Origin of the sequence: Cellulosimicrobium sp. NPDC055967 (assembly GCF_042269845.1) — a bacterium.
Lineage (GTDB): Bacteria > Actinomycetota > Actinomycetes > Actinomycetales > Cellulomonadaceae > Cellulosimicrobium.
The window spans coordinates 179,706-197,832 of the sequence record NZ_JBHJYJ010000008.1 but is presented as its reverse complement, the minus strand read 5'-3'; the positions used below and the strand labels follow the sequence as shown (position 1 = coordinate 197,832).

Sequence of the window (18,127 nt, the reverse complement as noted above, 5' to 3'; positions counted from 1 at the left end):
CGCCCACGCCGTGTCAGTCAGCTCACCACGCCCCACACCCACAACCCGGACATTACCGGACACATGCCAAGAACATTCGCAGGACAGGGCCTAGAACCGAACCCCCACCACGGACCCGGCCGGGGTTCAGCCTCGGCGGGACGACATCGGTCGCACCCGCGTATCGGGGAGGGGCGGCGCGGTGGGCACGTCGCCGGTCACCACTAGAATGGCGACCATGTCCACCATCTCCCGTGACGAGGTCGCGCGCGTCGCCGCGCTGGCCCGCATCGATCTGCGACCTGAGGAGCTGGACCGGCTCTCCGGCGAGCTCGACGTGATCGTCGACGCCATCGCCAAGGTCAGCGAGGTCGCGACGCCCGACGTCCCCGCGACGAGCCACCCGCTCCCGATGACCAACGTCTTCCGGGACGACGTCCCCGAGCCGCCGCTGCCGGTCGAGGACGTGCTCGCCGCGGCGCCGTCGGCCGAGGACGGGCGCTTCGCCGTCCCGCAGATCCTCGGGGAGGAGTGAGATGAGCGAGGACCTGACCCGACTGTCCGCCGCCGAGCTGGCGGAGGGACTGATCGCACGCGACTTCTCGAGCGTCGACGCGACCCGGGCGCACCTGGACCGGATCGCCGCGGTCGACGGCGCGGTGAACGCGTTCCTGCACGTGAACGCCGAGGAGGCGCTGGCGACGGCGCGCTCCGTCGACGAGCGGCGTGTGGGCGGCGAGGAGCTGCACCCGCTCGCCGGCGTGCCGATCGCCGTCAAGGACGTCGTCGTGACGAAGGGCATGCCCACGACGGCCGGCTCGAAGATCCTCGAGGGGTGGGTCCCGCCGTACGACGCGACGCTCGTCGAGAAGATCCGCGCCGCCGGGCTGCCGATCCTCGGCAAGACGAACATGGACGAGTTCGCCATGGGCTCGTCGACCGAGCACTCTGCCTTCGGCAACACGCGCAACCCGTGGGACCTCGACCGCATCCCCGGCGGTTCCGGTGGCGGTTCCGCGGCGGCGGTCGCCGCGTTCGAGGCGCCTCTCGCGATCGGCACGGACACGGGTGGCTCGATCCGCCAGCCCGGTGCCGTGACGGGCACCGTGGGCGTCAAGCCGACGTACGGCGGCGTCTCGCGCTACGGCCTCATCGCGATGGCGTCGTCGCTGGACCAGGCGGGCCCGGTGACGCGCACCGTGCTCGACTCCGCGCTGCTCCACGAGCTCATCGGCGGCTACGACCCGCGGGACTCGACGTCCATCCCCGGTCGTGGGCCGGCGCTCGTCGACGCGGCTGTGCAGGGCGCGACGGGCGACCTCTCGGGCCTGCGCGTCGGCGTCGTCAAGGAGCTCAACGGCGAGGGCTACCAGGAGGGCGTGAGCGCGCGGTTCGCGCAGTCGCTCGACCTCCTGCGGGGCCTGGGCGCGGAGATCGTCGAGGTCTCCTGCCCGCACTTCGAGTACGCGCTCGGCGCGTACTACCTCATCATGCCGTCGGAGGCGTCGAGCAACCTCGCCAAGTTCGACGGCATGCGCTTCGGCCTGCGCGTGGAGCCCGAGGAGGGTCCCGTGACCGCGGAGCGGGTCATGGCCGCGACGCGTGGCGCCGGGTTCGGCGACGAGGTGAAGCGCCGCATCATCCTCGGCACCTACGCCCTGTCGGCGGGCTACTACGACGCCTACTACGGCAGCGCGCAGAAGGTCCGCACGCTCATCCAGCGCGACTTCGCGGCGGCGTTCGAGCAGGCGGACGTGCTCGTCTCCCCGACGGCGCCGACCACGGCGTTCCGGTTCGGCGAGAAGCTCGACGACCCGCTCGCGATGTACCTCAACGACGTCGCGACGATCCCCGCGAACCTCGCCGGGGTCCCGGGGATGTCGGTGCCGTCGGGCCTGTCGGACGACGGCCTGCCCGTCGGGTTCCAGATCCTCGCGCCGGCCAAGGCCGACGACCGCATGTACCGGGTGGGCGCCGCGCTCGAGTCCGCGCTCCTCAGCGCGTGGGGCGGGCCGCTGCTCGACCGCGCGCCGGCGCTGCCCACGGCCACCATCGAGAAGGAAGGCCAGGTCGGATGACCGCCACGACCGTCGACCTCGTCGACTACGCCGACGCCACGCGCCGCTACGACCCCGTCATCGGGATCGAGGTGCACGTCGAGCTCGGCACGCTGACCAAGATGTTCTGCCCGGCCGAGGTAAGCTTCGGCGCCGAGCCGAACACCCAGGTCACCCCGGTGTCCCTCGGCCTGCCGGGGGCGCTGCCCGTCGTCAACGGCAAGGCCGTCGAGTACGCGATCCGCATCGGCCTCGCGCTGAACTGCCAGATCGCCGAGACCTGCCGGTTCGCACGCAAGAACTACTTCTACCCGGACGTCCCGAAGAACTTCCAGACGTCGCAGTACGACGAGCCCATCGCGTACGACGGGTGGATCGACGTCGAGCTCGAGGACGGGACCGTGTTCCGTGTCGAGATCGAGCGCGCGCACATGGAGGAGGACGCCGGCAAGAACACCCACGTGGGTGGCGCGACCGGCCGCATCCACGGCGCCGAGTACTCGCTCGTCGACTACAACCGGGCCGGCATCCCGCTGGTGGAGATCGTCACGCGGCCGATCACGGGCGCGGGCGACCGCGCGCCGGAGGTCGCGCGTGCGTACGTGCAGACGCTGCGCGACATCTTCCGGGCGCTCGACGTGTCCGAGGCCCGCATGGAGCGCGGCAACGTCCGGGCCGACGTGAACCTCTCGCTGCGTCCGACGCCCGAGTCGCCGCTCGGCACCCGCACGGAGACGAAGAACGTCAACTCGTTCCGCTCCGTCGAGCGCGCGGTCCGGTACGAGGTCTCGCGCCAGGCCGCCGTCCTTGACGCCGGCGGCACGGTGATCCAGGAGACGCGGCACTGGCACGAGGACACGGGCATCACGACGTCGGGGCGCGTCAAGTCCGACGCCGAGGACTACCGGTACTTCCCGGAGCCCGACCTGGTCCCCGTCGCGCCGCCGCGCGAGTGGGTCGAGGAGATCCGCGCCGCGCTGCCGGAGCTTCCGGTCGCGCGCCGCCGTCGTCTCCAGGGCGAGTGGGGCTACGCGGACGCCGAGATGCGGGACGTCGTCAACGCCGGCGCGATCGACCTCATCGAGGCGACGGTCGCGGCCGGGACGAGCCCGGCCGGTGCGCGCAAGTGGTGGATGGGCGAGCTCGCCCGTCGCGCGAAGCAGGACGAGGTCACGCTCGAGCAGCTTCCCGTGACGCCCGCGCAGGTCGCGGCGCTGCAGGGGCTCGTCGACGCGGGCCGGATCAACGACAAGCTCGCCCGCCAGGTCCTCGACGGCGTCCTCGCCGGCGAAGGGGACCCGGAGGCCGTCGTCACGGCGCGGGGCCTGGAGGTCGTGTCCGACGACGGCGCGCTCCTGGCCGCGATCGACGAGGCGCTGGCCGCGCAGCCGGACGTCGTCGAGAAGGTGCGGGGCGGCAACCTCGGGCCGGTCGGCGCGATCATCGGCGCGGTCATGAAGGCGACGCGCGGCCAGGCGGACGCCGGTCGTGTGCGCGAGCTCATCCTCGAGCGGATCGGCTGACGCCGTGACGCGCGGACCGGTCCTGCTCGGGGAGATGGTGCGCCTGCGCCCGATCGAGGCGCGGGACGCCGACCGCATGTGGGAGTCGCTCCAGGACCCGGAGTCCAACCGGCTCACGGGGACGACGGCGACGTTCACGCGCGACCAGATCGACGAGTGGTCGGCGACGATCAGCGACCGCGACGGCCGGTACGACTGGGCCGTCACGGCGAGCGCCGTGCGCGACGGTCAGCTCGTGAGCGACGAGATGCTCGGCGAGATCGTGCTCAACGACCTCGACGAGGACGCCCGCTCGGCGAACCTGCGCCTCTCGCTGCTCCCGAACTACCGGGGCCGCGGCTACGGTCGTGAGGCGATCTTCGAGGTGCTGCGGTTCGCGTTCGAGGGCGCGACCGACGCCGACGGGGTCCGCCACGAGGGTCCGCGCCTGCACCGTGTGAGCCTGGACGTGCTGAGCATCAACCCGCGGGCACGGATGCTCTACGAGTCGTTGGGCTTCCGCGAGGAGGGCCGGCTGCGCGACGTCTACCGCGACGGCGACGGCTGGGCGGACGCCACCGTCATGAGCATCCTCGAGGACGAGTTCCGGGCGGGGCTCGGCGCGTCCTGAGCGCGGCGGGAGCTCCCGCGTCCGACCGGCCGAAGGGCCCGGCAGCTGCTGCTGCCGGGCCCTTCGTCGTCCCTCGGGGCGAGAGCCCGTGTCGTCCCCGGAGGTGAACCGGCATCCGGGCCGTGCCGCGTGCGCGGCGCGGGGACGCCGTCCGTGCCGCCGTCGGCGCCGTCGTCCGTGCAGCCGTGGTGCGACGTGCGGTGACGCCGACGGCGGGGGACCGTGGTTGACATGGCGCAGCCGTCCGACGTACATTCATAAGACGGAAACAAACTTCCGAGATGTGGAATTGCATCGTAGGCCAGGTCAGGTCCGGCACCGCCGACCGGCCGGACGTCGAGAGGGACACGCAGCGATGACGCTGGACGAGTTCAACCGGTTGTCGCCGTCGGCGGCGCGCGAGGCGCTCCTCGCGTGCGCGCACGTCACGCGCTGGGCCGACGCCGTCGCCGACGGACGCCCGTACGCGAGCGTCGAGGACGCGGCCGACGCCGCCCTCGGGGCGGCCGACCCGTGGACGGACGACGAGGTCGACTCCGCGCTCGCCCGTCACCCTCGGATCGGGGAGCGTGCCCGGGGCAGCGCCGCGGACGCGACCATGTCGCGCGCCGAGCAGTCCGGCGTCGACACCTCCGACGACGACGTGGCGCGCCGCCTCGCGGACGGGAACCGTGCCTACGAGGAGCGGTTCGGGCACGTGTTCCTCGTCCGGGCCGCCGGGCGCAGCGCCGAGGAGATCCTCGAGCAGCTCACCGAGCGGCTCGGCAACGACGCCGAGACCGAGCGGGCGAACGCCGCCCGCAACCTGCGCGAGATCGCCGCGCTGCGGCTGAAGGGAATGCTGACCCCATGAGCACCCACGCCAGCCACATCACCACGCACGTACTCGACGCGGCCAGCGGTAGGCCCGCCGAGGGGATCGCCGTCCGCCTGGAGGCGGCTCCGGAGATCGCGGACAGGACGACGGGGCAGGGCTGGTCCCTGGTGGCGTCCTCCCGCACGAACGACGACGGTCGCGTGCCCCAGCTCGGGCCCGAGACCCTCGTCCCCGGTACGTACCGGCTCGTGTTCGACACGGGTGAGTACTTCGACCGGCGAGACACCGTGTCCTTCTACCCGGAGGTCGTCATCGTCTTCCGGGTGGCGCGCGCTGAGCAGCACTACCACGTCCCCGTCCTGCTCAGCCCGTTCGCCTACTCGACCTATCGAGGGAGCTGACATGAGCACCACCACCACGACCGCCGCGCAGCCGGCGGCCACGCAGAGCAGCGGGGCCATCGTCCTGGGCGACAACCAGTGGGGCAAGGCGGAGGTGCGCCTCGTGCGCGTCGACCGCGCCACGCCTCGCCACGAGATCACGGACCTCAACGTCTCCTCGCAGCTGCGGGGCGGCCAGGAGGCCACGCACCTGGAGGGCGACAACTCCAAGTGCGTCGCCACCGACACCCAGAAGAACACGATCTACGCGTTCGCCCGCGACGGCGTCGGCGCGATCGAGGACTTCGCGATCCGCCTCGGCCAGCACTTCGTCGAGGACTTCGAGTGGATCGAGGGTGGCCGCTGGGAGATCGAGCAGTACTCCTGGAACCGCATCGAGACCGCGGAGGGCGAGCACGACCACGCGTTCGTCCGGAACAACCAGGAGACGCGCACGACGGTCGTCCAGCGCGACGGCGACGAGGTTTTCGTCGTCTCGGGTCTCACGGACCTCGTCGTGCTCAAGTCGACGGGCTCGGAGTTCCACGGGTTCCCGCGCGACCGCTACACGACGCTCGTGGAGACGAACGACCGCATCCTCGCGACGTCGGTCACCTCGCGCTGGCGCTACACGACGACGGACGTCGACTTCGACGCCGTGTACGCGAAGGTCCGCGCCATCCAGCTCGAGGCGTTCGCGACGACCCACTCGCTCGCGCTGCAGCAGACGCTGTTCGCGATGGGCAAGGCGGTCCTGGAGGCCGTCCCGGAGATCGCCGAGATCAAGTTCTCGATGCCGAACAAGCACCACTTCCTCGTGGACCTGGCGCCGTTCGGCCTCGACAACCCGAACGAGGTCTTCTTCGCGGCCGACCGTCCATACGGCCTCATCGAGGCGACGGTGCAGCGCGAGGGCGAGCCGGCCGAGCCGCGCGCCTGGGCGTCCGTCACCGGGTTCTGCTGAGCCGACCATGACGGACGGACGCGCCCTGCCCGGCCGCGGAGCCCCCGCGGTCCGGCAGGGCGCGCCCGCACCGTCGTGGCCGGGCGCGGCGCCACCCGGCCGCTCCGGCCCGGGCGTCGCCTCAGGGCGCTGCGGTGATGAGCTCGCGCGTGAGCTCGCTCGCGACGCGGTGCAGCACCGGCACGGCGCGCTCCCCGAACTCGTACGTCACGCGGGCCGCGGGGCCGGAGACGGACAGGGCGGTGGGGGTCGGGGCGTCGGGCACCGCGACGGCGAAGCAGCGCACGCCGAGCTCCTGCTCGCCGTCGTCGATCGCGTAGCCGCGGTCGCGCGTCGCCGCGAGCTCGGTGAGGAGCGCGTCGACGTCGGTGATCGACTGGTCCGTCGCGGGCGGCATGCCGACCCGGCCCATGATCTCCCGCACCGTCTGGTCGGGGAGCTGGGCGAGCACGGCCTTGCCGACGCCCGTGCAGTGCGTGTACACGCGCCGGCCGACCTCGGTGAACATCCGCATCGAGTGGCTCGACGAGGCCTGGGCGACGTAGACGGCCATGTCGCGGTCGATCATCGCGAGGTTCGCCGACTCCCCGAGGTCGTGCGCGAGCCGCTCGAGGTAGGGGCGGGCGCCGGCGCCGAGCTGGCGCCCCGCCGACTCGCCGAGGCGGATGAGCCGCGGGCCGAGCGTGTAGCGGCGCGACGGCGTCTGGCGCACGTAGCCCTGGGCGAGCAGCGTCCGCAGCAGCCGGTGGATCGTCGGCAGGGGCAGCCCGGCGTGCTGCGCGAGCTCGCTGAGCCCGGACTCGCCGCCGAAGTCGGCGAGCAGCTCGAGCAGCTCGATCGCCCGGTCCACGGACTGCACGCCCCCGGCCGGCTTCGCCGGCCGGGCGCTCGGCGCGGTCTCCGTCGGCTCCGTCGCCGCCGAGGTCTCGGCCATCTCACCATCTCCTGTCCACCAGGTGCCGCCCGACGGCGGGCGCACCTCGCCTGAGCAGTGCGGGACCGTCCCGCTCCCTTCCGCATCACGGAAGACACGCATCAGCATACGAGAAGAAGGAACGAACATGACGTCCGAGACGAAGGCCCCGGAGACGCCGGCCTCGACGGCGAAGGCCGCGGCGACCAGCCCGAGCTACTCCATCACGCTGCGTGTCGAGGCCCCGAGCGGGCACCGCACCGCGAGCGACCTCGTCGCCGCCGTGAGCGCGACGGGCGCCGCGATCACGGGCGTCGACGTCTCGGAGTCGGGCGCCGACCGCCTCGTCGTCGACATCACGGCCGACACCGTCGACGCCGCGCACGTGGAGCAGATCCGGGACGCGCTGGGCGCGCTCGACGGCCTCACCGTGCGGCACGTGAGCGACGCGACGTTCCTCATGCACCTCGGCGGCAAGCTCGAGGTCAACCCCAAGGTGCCGCTGCGCCACCGCGCCGACCTGGCCCGCGCCTACACGCCGGGCGTGGCGCGCGTGTGCCTCGCCATCGCGGAGCGCCCCGAGGACGCGCGTCGTCTGACGGTCAAGCGCAACACCGTCGCCGTCGTCACGGACGGCACGGCCGTCCTCGGCCTGGGCGACATCGGTCCCGCCGCGGCGCTCCCGGTCATGGAGGGCAAGGCCGCGCTCTTCAAGCAGTTCGCGGGCGTCGACGCCTGGCCGGTCTGCCTCGACACGACCGACACCGAGGAGATCATCCGCACCGTCAAGGCGATCGCGCCCGTGTACGGCGGGATCAACCTCGAGGACATCTCCGCGCCGCGCTGCTTCGAGATCGAGCGCCGCCTGCGCGAGGAGCTGGACATCCCCGTGTTCCACGACGACCAGCACGGCACCGCGATCGTCGTGCTCGCCGCGCTGACGAACGCGCTGCGCGTCGTGGGCAAGCAGATCGAGGACGTGCGCGTCGTCGTCTCGGGCGTCGGTGCCGCGGGCAACGCGATCATCTCGCTGCTCCAGGGCCAGGGCGCGCGCCGCATCGTCGCGTTCGACCGCCACGGGGCGATCCACCCGGGCGCGAACCTCACCGACGAGCACCGCCGTCGTCTGGCCGAGACGACCAACGCCGAGGGCTTCACGGGCACGCTGCGCGAGGGCCTCGCGGGGGCCGACGTGTTCATCGGCGTGTCCGGCCCGAACATCCTCACGGGCGACGACGTCGCGACGATGGCCGACGACGCGATCGTCTTCGCGCTCGCGAACCCGACGCCCGAGGTCGACCCCATCGCCGCCGCGCAGCACGCGACCGTCGTCGCGACGGGCCGCAGCGACTACCCGAACCAGATCAACAACGTGCTCGCCTTCCCGGGCCTGTTCCGCGGGCTGCTGGACGTCGGCGCGAGCGAGATCTCGGACGAGATGCTGCGCGCCGCGGCCGTCGCCATCGCGGACGCCGTCGCGCCCGAGGAGCTCAGCGCGAGCTACATCGTGCCGAGCGTGTTCGAGCCCGCCGTCTCCAAGGCCGTCGCGCGCGCCGTCGCCGAGGTCGCGGAGCGCGCCCGTGCGGAGCAGGCTCAGGAGAGCACCACGTCGGGTCACCACGCCGGGACGGCGCCCCGGGCCTGACGCACCGTCGTCAGCCCTGAACGCCCGCAGAAAGGACACCACCATGACCACCACCACGGCCGTCGCCGTCCACGGACCCGCCGTCGAACGGTCCGACGAGATCCTCACGCCCGACGCGCTCGACTTCGTCGCCGACCTGCAGCGGCGCTTCGGTGCCCGCCGCGACGAGCTCCTCGCCGCGCGCGCCGCGCGCCGCGACGAGGTCTCCCGCACAGGACGCCTCGACTTCCTGCCCGAGACCGCCGACGTGCGCGCAGGCGACTGGACCGTCGCGGGTGCGCCCGCCGACCTGGTCGACCGCCGCGTCGAGATCACCGGCCCGCCCACGCCGAAGATGGCGATCAACGCCCTCAACTCGGGAGCGAAGGTCTGGCTCGCCGACCTCGAGGACGCGTCGACGCCGCACTGGGCGAACGTCGTCGGGGGCCAGGTCGCTCTGCACGACGCCACGCGCCGCACGCTCGCGTTCACGTCGCCGGAGGGCAAGCAGTACGCGCTGCGTCCCGAGGCCGACGGCGACCCGCTCGCCGTCATGGTCGTGCGACCACGCGGGTGGCACTTCGACGAGGTGCACCTCACGGTGGACGGGACGCCCGCCGTCGGCGCGCTCGTCGACTTCGGCCTGCACTTCTTCCACAACGCCGCGGAGCTCCTCGCGCGCGGTTCGGGCCCCTACTACTACCTGCCCAAGATGGAGTCGCACCTCGAGGCGCGGCTGTGGGACGAGGTCTTCACGCACGCCGAGGAGTCCCTGGGCGTCCCGCACGGGACGATCCGCGCGACCGTCCTCATCGAGACCATCCCGGCCGCGTTCGAGATGGACGAGATCCTCTACGAGCTGCGCGACCACGCGTCGGGGCTCAATGCCGGGCGCTGGGACTACCTGTTCTCGGTCATCAAGTACTTCCGCGACTCCGGTCCGTCGTTCACGCTGCCCGACCGCGGCGCCATCACCATGACCGCGCCCTTCATGCGGGCGTACACGGAGCTGCTCGTCCAGACGTGCCACAGGCGCGGCGCCTTCGCGATGGGCGGCATGGCCGCGGTCATCCCGAACCGTCGCGAGCCCGAGGTCACGGCCCAGGCCTTCGACAAGGTGCGCGCCGACAAGCAGCGTGAGGCGGGCGACGGGTTCGACGGGTCGTGGGTCGCGCACCCCGACCTCGTGCCCGTGTGCCGCGAGGTGTTCGACGGCGTGCTGGGCGAGCGGCCCAACCAGCTCGACCGGCAGCGCCCTGAGGTCCACGTCACGGCCGAGCAGCTCCTCGACGTCTCGACCGCAGGGGGTGACATCACGGAGGCCGGGCTGCGCAACAACCTCTACGTGTCGGTCGCGTACGTCGCGGCGTGGCTCGCGGGCAACGGCGCGGTCGCGATCCACAACCTCATGGAGGACGCCGCGACCGCGGAGATCTCGCGCTCGCAGGTGTGGCAGTGGGTGCGCTCGGGCGCGTCGTTCACCGCGGGGGAGGGCGCGGGCACGACGATCACCGCCGACCTGGTCCGCACGCTCCTGCGCGAGGAGACCGCCCGGCTGCGCGACGACGTCGGGCACGAGGCGTACGACGCCGGCCCGTACGACCGGGCCGCCGCGCTCGTCGCGGACATCGCGCTCAACGAGCACTACGTCGACTTCCTCACGCTGCCCGCGTACGAGGACGTCGTCGCGCACGAGCAGGACGCCTCCTGATGCCGGCGGGGTTCCCGGAGGGATCGGGCTCGGCATCAGGGAAGGGCTTCAGCGAGCAGGGGACCGCCGCGCTGCACGCGACGCTCGACGGTCTGCTCGGGCCGTGGGACGCGGAGCTCGAGGCGCGGTACCCGGGCGACGACGGCTCGCGCCAGCCCGTGCATACCGTCTACGTGCCGGGCGACCGGTACACCGCGGGTCTCGTGCCCGAGTGGGCGGCCCGGGCGCGAGAGGCCGTCGACGCGGCGGGCGGTGCTGTCGATGGGGTACGTCGCCTCGTCGACCTGCTCGGGATCGGTGCGGGCTCCGGGGACGGCCTCGCCGACGCCGTCGCCGAGCGCGTGCGCGCCAAGCTCGCGGTCGAGGCGATCGAGGACCTGCGGATCGACTTCGAGGACGGGTTCGGGGACCGCGGGGACGCGGCCGAGGACGCCGCGGTCACGGCGGCCGCGCGCGAGCTCGCGCGGGCCGAGGCACAGGGCACGGCGACGCCGTTCTCCGGCATCCGGATCAAGTGCCTCGAGGCCGCCACGCGCCGGCGCGGGGTGCGCACGCTCGCGCTGTTCGTGGCCGAGCTCGTCGCGGCCCGCGCCGCGCAGGGACACGCGGGCCTGCCCGACGGCTTCGTCGTCACGCTCGCCAAGGTCACCGCGCCGCAGCAGGTCGAGGCGATGGCGGTCGCGTGCGAGCGTGTCGAGGCGGCGAACGGCCTGGAGCCGGGCAGCCTGCGGTTCGAGGTGCAGGTCGAGACGCCGCAGGCGCTGCTCGCGGCGGACGGCACCGCGACCGTCGCGCGGCTCGTGCACGCCGCACCCGGCCGCGTCACCGCGCTGCACTACGGCACGTACGACTACTCGGCGTCCCTCGGCATCGCGGCGGCGTACCAGTCGATGGAGCACCCCGCGGCCGACCACGCGAAGTCCGCCATGCAGCTCGCGGTCGCGGGCACGGGGGTGCGGCTCTCGGACGGCTCGACGAACGTGCTCCCGGTCGGCGACCCGCAGGCCGTCGACGCGGCGTGGCTCCTGCACGGACGGCTCGTGCGTCGCTCGCTCGAGCGCGGCTACTACCAGGGCTGGGACCTGCACCCCGCGCAGCTCCCGAGCCGGTTCGCGGCGACGTACGCGTTCTACCGCGAGGGCGCGGCCTCGGCGCTCGCGCGCCTCGCCGCGTACGTCGGGTTCGTGCCCGACGCCGGCGGCGTGCTCGACGAGCCCGCTACGGCCAAGGCGATGGCCTGGTTCCTCGGGCGCGGCGTCGACTGCGGCGCGCTCACCGAGGCCGAGGTCCGCGCCGCGACCGGTCTCGACCGCGCCGGGCTCGACGCCGTCCGCGTCTCGGGCCACGCCCCGCAGTTCGTCGCGGGTTGACCCACGCCCGCGCACCTTCCCGTCCACCCGCCGCCCCCGTCCAGCCCGCCGCGACCGACCGCCGTCGGCCCGGGCCATCATCTCGAGGAGTGAACCCATGACCCAGACCACCCCCTACTACACCCCGCAGGGTGGCCTGCCCGGCCAGACCGAGCTGCTCACCGACCGCGCGATCGTCACCGAGGCCTACACGGTGATCCCGCGCGGCGTGCTGCGCGACATCGTCACGAGCAACCTGCCCGGCTGGGAGAAGACCCGGCTGTGGGTGCTCGCCCGGCCGATCGAGGGGTTCGCGACGACGTTCGCGCAGTACGTCATGGAGGTCTCGCCCGGCGGCGGGTCGGACCAGGGCGAGGACGAGGAGACGGTGCAGTCCGTCGTCTTCGTCACCGAGGGCACGCTCGTGCTCACGCTCGCGGGCGTCGAGCACGTGCTGGAGCCGGGCGGGTACGCGTACCTCGCGGCGGGGGAGCGGTGGGCGCTGCACAACCGGTCGGACGCCAAGGCGGCGTTCCAGTGGATCCGCAAGGTCTACGAGCCGATCCCGGGCCACACCGCGACGTCGTTCGTCACGCGCGAGCAGGACGTCGAGCCGCGCGCGATGCCGGACACCGACGGGGTGTGGGTCACGACACGGTTCGTCGACCCCGACGACCTCGCGCACGACATGCACGTCAACATCGTGACGTTCCAGCCCGGCGGGTCCATCCCGTTCGCGGAGACGCACATCATGGAGCACGGGCTCTACGTGCTCGAGGGCAAGGCGGTCTACCGCCTCAACGGCGACTGGGTCGAGGTCCAGGAGGGCGACTTCATGTGGCTCCGCGCGTTCTGCCCGCAGGCCTGCTACGCGGGCGGCCCCAAGCCGTTCCGTTACCTGCTCTACAAGGACGTGAACCGGCAGGTCAAGCTCGACCGCCGGCGCTGACGCGACCTGACGAAGCACGACGAGGGCCCGGTTCCGCACGCGGAGCCGGGCCCTCGACGCGCTTCAGGGATTTCACCCGGCGCGGCGGCAAGATCATCCGGCTCCGAACGGTTCTCGGCCCGCCGGCGGTGCCACAGTGAGGTGTACAGCAACGGATCACGTGAACCAATGGAGTGTTCATGGCACCGCGCTACAACTCCCCGCCCAACTGGCCGCCGCCCCCTCCAGGGTGGTCACCGCCGCCAGGCTGGTCGCCTGACCCCGCATGGGGACCCGCGCCGCAGGGGTGGCGGTTCTGGGTCGATGACGCCGGGGCCGGTTCTTCCGATTCCCGAGAGTCGCTTGCCGAGGTCGGTGTCGGCGAGGAGAGCGTTGGCGCAGCACAGAGGAAGTCCTGGATTGCGCGGCACAAGCTCCTGACGGGAGCAGGCGGTGTGGTCCTGCTCATCGTCGCCATCGCGGCGCTGGTCGGCGGGAATGGCGGCGCAGGCGAAGATCCCGTCGTCGTCGCGACGACGCAAGATGCCGATACGGGCGAGAAGTCGGCTGACGAGATCGCTGCGGAGGAGCAAGCAGAGGCGGATCGCCTCGCCGAGGAGGAAGCTGCGGCGGCGGCGGAAGCCGAGGAGGAGCGGCTGGCGGAGGAGCAGCGACTCGCTGACGAGGCTGCTGCTGCAGAGGCGGCCGCTGCCGAAGCGGCGAGGATCGGGTCGGTCGCGCAGCAGAATGCGTACCGGTCGGCCGTGAGCTACCTCGACCTGACGGGGTTCTCGCGTTCGGGCCTCATCGGGCAGCTCGAGTTCGAGGGTTTCAGCACGGCCGACGCCGAGTTCGCCATCGCTCGACTCGAGGCCGAGGGCGGCGTTGACTGGAACGCGGAGGCCGCCGAGAGCGCGGCGAGCTACCTCGACTTGACGTCGTTCTCGCGAGCCGGTCTCGTCGACCAGTTGCTCTTCGAAGGATTCACGCCGGAGCAAGCCGAGTACGGAGTGGGTACCACGGGACTGTGACTCAGGCCCGGTCCCGACCGGTCGCCGTCATGCGTCGTGGAGGACCAGGCCGCACGTCGATTCCGCCTGTCGACGAACGTCCCTGTAGCGACGAGGTTTGCGCCTCCGTCGAGCCTCGCGTTCTGCGCCTCCACGAAGGCCACGCCCGCCCACTCCTCGAAGAGCACCGCGACCGGCCCTTGACCTCCTGACCGAGCGGCAGCGCGTCTCGCCTTCGCCATCCCGATGATGCACGACGTCTGAACGTCGCCGAGCGCGACTCGAGCGCGCACGCCGGAAACGGGAGCCGTCGCACGACCCGCCTTCGTGGGTCGTGTGAGAGCGGACGAGAGCAGCGCGCGAGCCCAAGTTCGTCGCCCTCTCTTGCCACCGTCGTCGCCAGGGTCTGCACCCGAGGCCTGGGAGAGGTTCAGCCTTGCGCGCCCTCGTGAGACTCCGCTGACGGGCTTCCCATCGCACCAGCTACGGGAAGGCGCCGACGGCCTGGACGTCGCACCGAGGCCTCTTCGACGGTTGACGCTCTGCATGAACGGTGTCTACACTTCCATACAGCAGAAGAAAAGTTCCGCAGAATGGAATCGCAACGCAGCGAGACGCGGACGGATCCAGGGAGACGACGATGAGCCCCGCACCGACGTACACCGTCAACTGCTCGATCCTGCTCACGGACCTGCCGCTGCTCGAGCGGCCGGCAGCCGCGGCGGCCGCGGGCTTCCGCGGGGTCGAGTTCTGGTGGCCGTTCGCGTCGCCCACGCCGGCGCAGGACGAGGTGGACGCGTTCGTCGGCGCGATCGAGGCGGCGGGCGTCCAGCTCACCGGGCTCAACTTCGACGCCGGCAACATGCCCGGCGGCGACCGCGGCCTCGTGTCGTGGCCCGCGCGGTCGGCCGACCTGCGTGCGAACCTCGACGTCGTCACCGCGATCGGCGAGCGCACCGGCTGCCGCGCGTTCAACGCGCTCTACGGCAACCGCCAGGAGGGCGAGTCGCCCGAGGCGCAGGACGCGCTCGGCGCCGAGAACCTCGCGCTCGCGGCCCGCGCCGTCGGGCGCATCGGCGGCACGGTGCTCGTCGAGCCCGTGAGCGGCGCGCCGGCGTACCCGCTGAAGACGGCCGCCGACGCCGTGCGCGTCCTCGACCGGGTCGCGGCCGACCACGGCGAGACGAACCTCGGCCTCCTGTTCGACGTCTACCACCTGGCCGTCAACGGCGACGACGTCGACGCGGCCCTGTCGACCCACCGAGGCCGCATCGCGCACGTGCAGGTCGCGGACGCGCCCGGGCGCGGCGAGCCCGGCACGGGCGACCTGCCGATCGACCGCTGGACCAAGGACCTGCGCGCCGGCGGCTACGACGGCTGGATCGGTCTCGAGTACAAGACCGACGCCGCCGACCCGTTCGCGTGGCTCCCCGCCGCCGAGCGCTGACGCGACCCCCGGCCGTCCGTCGGCCGCCTCGACCCCCGACCTGAACCACCCAGAGGAGCACACCATGGCCTCCATCGCCTTCATCGGACTCGGCATCATGGGCAGCCCCATGGCCGTCCACCTGCAGAACGCCGGTCACGACGTCGCGGGCTACAACCGCAACCCCGAGAAGACCGCGCCGCTCGTCGAGGCGGGCGGGCGCGCGGCCGGGTCGGTCGCCGACGCGGTCTCCGGCGCCGACGTCGTCGCGATCATGGTCCCGGACTCGCCCGACGTGGAGGCGGTCCTCACGGGCGACGACGGCGTCCTCGCGAACGCGAAGCCGGGCGCGCTCGTCGTCGACTTCTCCTCGATCCGTCCCGACGTCACGGTCGCGCTCGCGCAGCAGGCGAAGGACGCGGGGCTGCGGATCGTCGACGCCCCCGTCTCGGGCGGCGAGCCCGGCGCGATCAACGCGGCGCTGTCGATCATGGTCGGCGGCACGCCCGAGGACTTCGAGGCGGCCAAGCCGTTCCTCGACGTCGTCGGCAAGACGGTCGTGCACGTGGGCCCGAACGGCTCCGGACAGACCGTCAAGGCCGCGAACCAGCTCATCGTCGCCGCGAACATCCAGGCGCTCGCCGAGGCGGTCGTGTTCCTCGAGGCGTACGGCGTCGACACCGACGCCGCGATCGAGGTGCTCGGAGGCGGGCTCGCCGGCTCGGCCGTGCTGAACCAGAAGGCGCGCAAGATGCTCGACCGCGACTTCGGTCCCGGGTTCCGCATCGAGCTGCACCACAAGGACCTCGGCATCGTCACCGCCGCGGCCCGCGAGGCGGGGGTCGTCGCGCCGCTCGGCGGCCTCGTCGCCCAGCTCATGGCCTCCGCCCGCGCCAACGGCGACGGCGGCCTCGACCACTCCGGCCTGTTCCGCGGCGTCGAGCGCCTGTCCGGCCGCGACGGCTCCTGACCTTCCCCCTGACGACGACGTCACCTCCAGCAAGGAGAGAAACCATGCCTCGTATGCGTGCGGTGGACGCCGCCGTGGCGATCCTCGAGATCGAGGGAGCCACCCAGGCCTTCGGCCTGCCCGGCGCCGCCATCAACCCCTTCTACTCCGCGATGCGCGCCCACGGCGGCATCGGGCACGTGCTCGCGCGTCACGTCGAGGGCGCGTCGCACATGGCCGACGGCTACTCCCGGGCGAAGCCGGGCAACATCGGCATCTGCGTCGGCACGTCCGGCCCCGCGGGCACCGACATGATCACCGGGCTCTACGCCGCGTGGGCCGACTCGGTCCCGATCCTGTGCATCACGGGCCAGGCGCCGGTCGCCAAGCTCGACAAGGAGGACTTCCAGGCCGTCGACATCGCGAGCATCGCCGCTCCGGTGACCAAGATGGCCAAGACCGTCCTCGAGGCCGGCCAGGTGCCGCAGGTGTTCCAGCAGGCGTTCCACCTCATGCGCTCGGGCCGCCCGGGCCCCGTGCTCATCGACCTGCCGATCGACGTGCAGCTCGCGGAGATCGAGTTCGACCCGGCCACCTACCAGCCGCTGCCCGTGCACCGCCCGACGGCGACGCGCGCGCAGGCCGAGAAGGCGATCGACCTGCTCCTCGCGGCCGAGCGTCCGCTGCTGATCGCGGGCGGCGGCATCGTCAACGCGGGGGGCGAGGACCTGCTCGTCGAGCTCGCCGAGACCCTGGGCGTCCCGGTGATCCCGACGCTCATGGGCTGGGGCGTCATCCCTGACGACCACGCGCTCATGGCCGGCATGGCGGGGCTGCAGACGTCGCACCGCTACGGCAACGCGAACCTGCTCGCCTCGGACTTCGTGCTCGGGATCGGCAACCGCTGGGCCAACCGTCACACGGGCGGGCTCGACACCTACCGCGCGGGCCGGACCTTCGTCCACGTCGACATCGAGCCGACGCAGATCGGTCGCGTGTTCGCGCCCGACTACGGCATCGTGTCCGACGCGAAGGCGGCCCTCGAGCTGTTCGTCGAGGTCGCGCGCGAGCGCCGCGACGCCGGACGGGCGCGCGACTACTCCGGCTGGGCCGCCGAGTGCGCCGAGCGCAAGCGCACGCTGCAGCGCAAGACGCACTTCACCGAGATCCCCATCAAGCCGCAGCGCGTGTACGAGGAGATGAACAAGGCGTTCGGGCCCGAGACCCGCTACGTCACGACGATCGGCCTCTCGCAGATCGCCGGCGCGCAGTTCCTCCACGTCTACAAGCCGCGGCACTGGATCAACGCCGGCCAGGCGGGCCCGCTCGGCTGGACCGGACCGGCGGCGCTCGGCGTCGCGAAGGCCGTGCCGGACGAGCCGGTCGTCGCGCTCTCGGGCGACTACGACTTCCAGTTCATGATCGAGGAGCTCGCGGTCGGCGCGCAGTTCAACCTGCCGTACGTGCACGTCGTCGTGAACAACTCCTACCTCGGCCTCATCCGGCAGTCGCAGCGCGCGTTCGACATGGACTACCACGTGCAGCTCTCGTTCGAGAACGTCAACTCGCCCGAGGTGAACGGCTACGGCGTCGACCACGTCAAGGTCGCCGAGGGCCTCGGCTGCAAGGCGATCCGCGTGACCGACCCCGCCGAGCTGGGCGACGCGTTCGCCAAGGCGCAGGCCCTGGCGGCCGAGTTCCGCGTGCCGGTCGTGGTCGAGGTGATCCTCGAGCGCGTGACCAACATCGCGATGGGGGTCGAGCTCACGGGCGTGAACGAGTTCGAGGACCTCGCGATCTCGGCCGACGACGCGCCGACCGCCGTCGCGCTGCTCGACTGAGCGTGACGCACCGTGGGGAGCACGAACGGGTGCCCGGACAGGAGGA

At 72.4% G+C, this 18,127-nt stretch carries 16 protein-coding genes; 15 read left to right on the top strand and 1 reads right to left on the bottom strand.

Annotation, left to right across the window (positions count from 1 at the left end):
- The first annotated feature begins 217 nt into the window (after positions 1 to 217).
- From gatC to pucL, 7 genes are all read left to right on the top strand, one after another.
- Positions 218 to 514 carry an Asp-tRNA(Asn)/Glu-tRNA(Gln) amidotransferase subunit GatC gene (gene gatC, locus ACFC2L_RS12815; protein WP_253050666.1) on the top strand — a complete coding sequence of 99 codons (297 nt, stop codon included), beginning with the start codon at positions 218 to 220 and terminating at the stop codon, positions 512 to 514.
- Between the two features lies 1 nt (position 515).
- Positions 516 to 2,057 carry an Asp-tRNA(Asn)/Glu-tRNA(Gln) amidotransferase subunit GatA gene (gene gatA, locus ACFC2L_RS12810; RefSeq protein ID WP_375824686.1) on the top strand — a complete coding sequence of 514 codons (1,542 nt, stop codon included), beginning with the start codon at positions 516 to 518 and terminating at the stop codon, positions 2,055 to 2,057.
- The gene (gatB, locus tag ACFC2L_RS12805; protein ID WP_375824684.1) at positions 2,054 to 3,559 is read left to right on the top strand and encodes an Asp-tRNA(Asn)/Glu-tRNA(Gln) amidotransferase subunit GatB; all 1,506 of its coding nucleotides are present in this window, start codon (positions 2,054 to 2,056) and stop codon (positions 3,557 to 3,559) included. Before gatA ends, gatB begins: the two co-directional genes overlap by 4 nt.
- A gap of 4 nt (positions 3,560 to 3,563) precedes the next feature.
- On the top strand, positions 3,564 to 4,169 hold the full coding sequence (locus ACFC2L_RS12800; RefSeq protein WP_375824683.1) for a GNAT family N-acetyltransferase: 606 nt from the start codon (positions 3,564 to 3,566) through the stop codon (positions 4,167 to 4,169).
- Between the two features lie 355 nt (positions 4,170 to 4,524).
- A complete protein-coding gene (gene uraD / locus ACFC2L_RS12795; protein WP_375824682.1) occupies positions 4,525 to 5,022 on the top strand; it encodes a 2-oxo-4-hydroxy-4-carboxy-5-ureidoimidazoline decarboxylase in 498 nt (165 codons plus the stop codon).
- Positions 5,019 to 5,387: a hydroxyisourate hydrolase gene (gene uraH, locus ACFC2L_RS12790; protein WP_375824681.1), complete on the top strand. Its 369-nt coding sequence runs from the start codon at positions 5,019 to 5,021 to the stop codon at positions 5,385 to 5,387. Before uraD ends, uraH begins: the two co-directional genes overlap by 4 nt.
- A 1-nt stretch (position 5,388) precedes the next feature.
- Entirely contained in the window at positions 5,389 to 6,330 is a 942-nt protein-coding gene (gene pucL / locus ACFC2L_RS12785) for a factor-independent urate hydroxylase (protein ID WP_375824680.1), read from the top strand.
- A gap of 121 nt (positions 6,331 to 6,451) precedes the next feature.
- Here the strand turns inward: pucL and ACFC2L_RS12780 are convergent, their stop codons facing one another.
- Positions 6,452 to 7,264, bottom strand: a complete 813-nt coding sequence (locus ACFC2L_RS12780; RefSeq protein ID WP_375824679.1) for an IclR family transcriptional regulator — start codon at positions 7,262 to 7,264, stop codon at positions 6,452 to 6,454.
- 127 nt (positions 7,265 to 7,391) lie between these two features.
- On the opposite strand from ACFC2L_RS12780, the gene ACFC2L_RS12775 reads away from it, so the two are divergent.
- The 8 genes from ACFC2L_RS12775 (at position 7,392) to gcl (ending at position 18,081) form a co-directional block, all read left to right on the top strand.
- The gene (locus ACFC2L_RS12775; RefSeq protein WP_375824678.1) at positions 7,392 to 8,888 is read left to right on the top strand and encodes an NAD-dependent malic enzyme; all 1,497 of its coding nucleotides are present in this window, start codon (positions 7,392 to 7,394) and stop codon (positions 8,886 to 8,888) included.
- A 43-nt stretch (positions 8,889 to 8,931) separates the two neighbouring features.
- The gene (gene aceB / locus ACFC2L_RS12770; protein ID WP_375824677.1) at positions 8,932 to 10,578 is read left to right on the top strand and encodes a malate synthase A; all 1,647 of its coding nucleotides are present in this window, start codon (positions 8,932 to 8,934) and stop codon (positions 10,576 to 10,578) included.
- Positions 10,578 to 11,948, top strand: a complete 1,371-nt coding sequence (locus ACFC2L_RS12765; protein ID WP_375824676.1) for a DUF6986 family protein — start codon at positions 10,578 to 10,580, stop codon at positions 11,946 to 11,948. Before aceB ends, ACFC2L_RS12765 begins: the two co-directional genes overlap by 1 nt.
- A 97-nt stretch (positions 11,949 to 12,045) precedes the next feature.
- On the top strand, positions 12,046 to 12,876 hold the full coding sequence (locus tag ACFC2L_RS12760; protein ID WP_053371404.1) for a bifunctional allantoicase/(S)-ureidoglycine aminohydrolase: 831 nt from the start codon (positions 12,046 to 12,048) through the stop codon (positions 12,874 to 12,876).
- A 434-nt stretch (positions 12,877 to 13,310) separates the two neighbouring features.
- Positions 13,311 to 13,886, top strand: coding sequence for an Ltp family lipoprotein (locus ACFC2L_RS12755; protein WP_375824675.1), 576 nt, complete (start codon positions 13,311 to 13,313; stop codon positions 13,884 to 13,886).
- A 619-nt stretch (positions 13,887 to 14,505) separates the two neighbouring features.
- The gene (locus tag ACFC2L_RS12750; RefSeq protein ID WP_375824674.1) at positions 14,506 to 15,312 is read left to right on the top strand and encodes a hydroxypyruvate isomerase family protein; all 807 of its coding nucleotides are present in this window, start codon (positions 14,506 to 14,508) and stop codon (positions 15,310 to 15,312) included.
- A gap of 64 nt (positions 15,313 to 15,376) precedes the next feature.
- On the top strand, positions 15,377 to 16,261 hold the full coding sequence (locus ACFC2L_RS12745) for a 2-hydroxy-3-oxopropionate reductase (protein ID WP_375824673.1): 885 nt from the start codon (positions 15,377 to 15,379) through the stop codon (positions 16,259 to 16,261).
- Positions 16,262 to 16,305: 44 nt separating this feature from the next.
- Positions 16,306 to 18,081: a glyoxylate carboligase gene (gcl, locus tag ACFC2L_RS12740; protein WP_375824672.1), complete on the top strand. Its 1,776-nt coding sequence runs from the start codon at positions 16,306 to 16,308 to the stop codon at positions 18,079 to 18,081.
- Positions 18,082 to 18,127 lie beyond the last annotated feature (46 nt).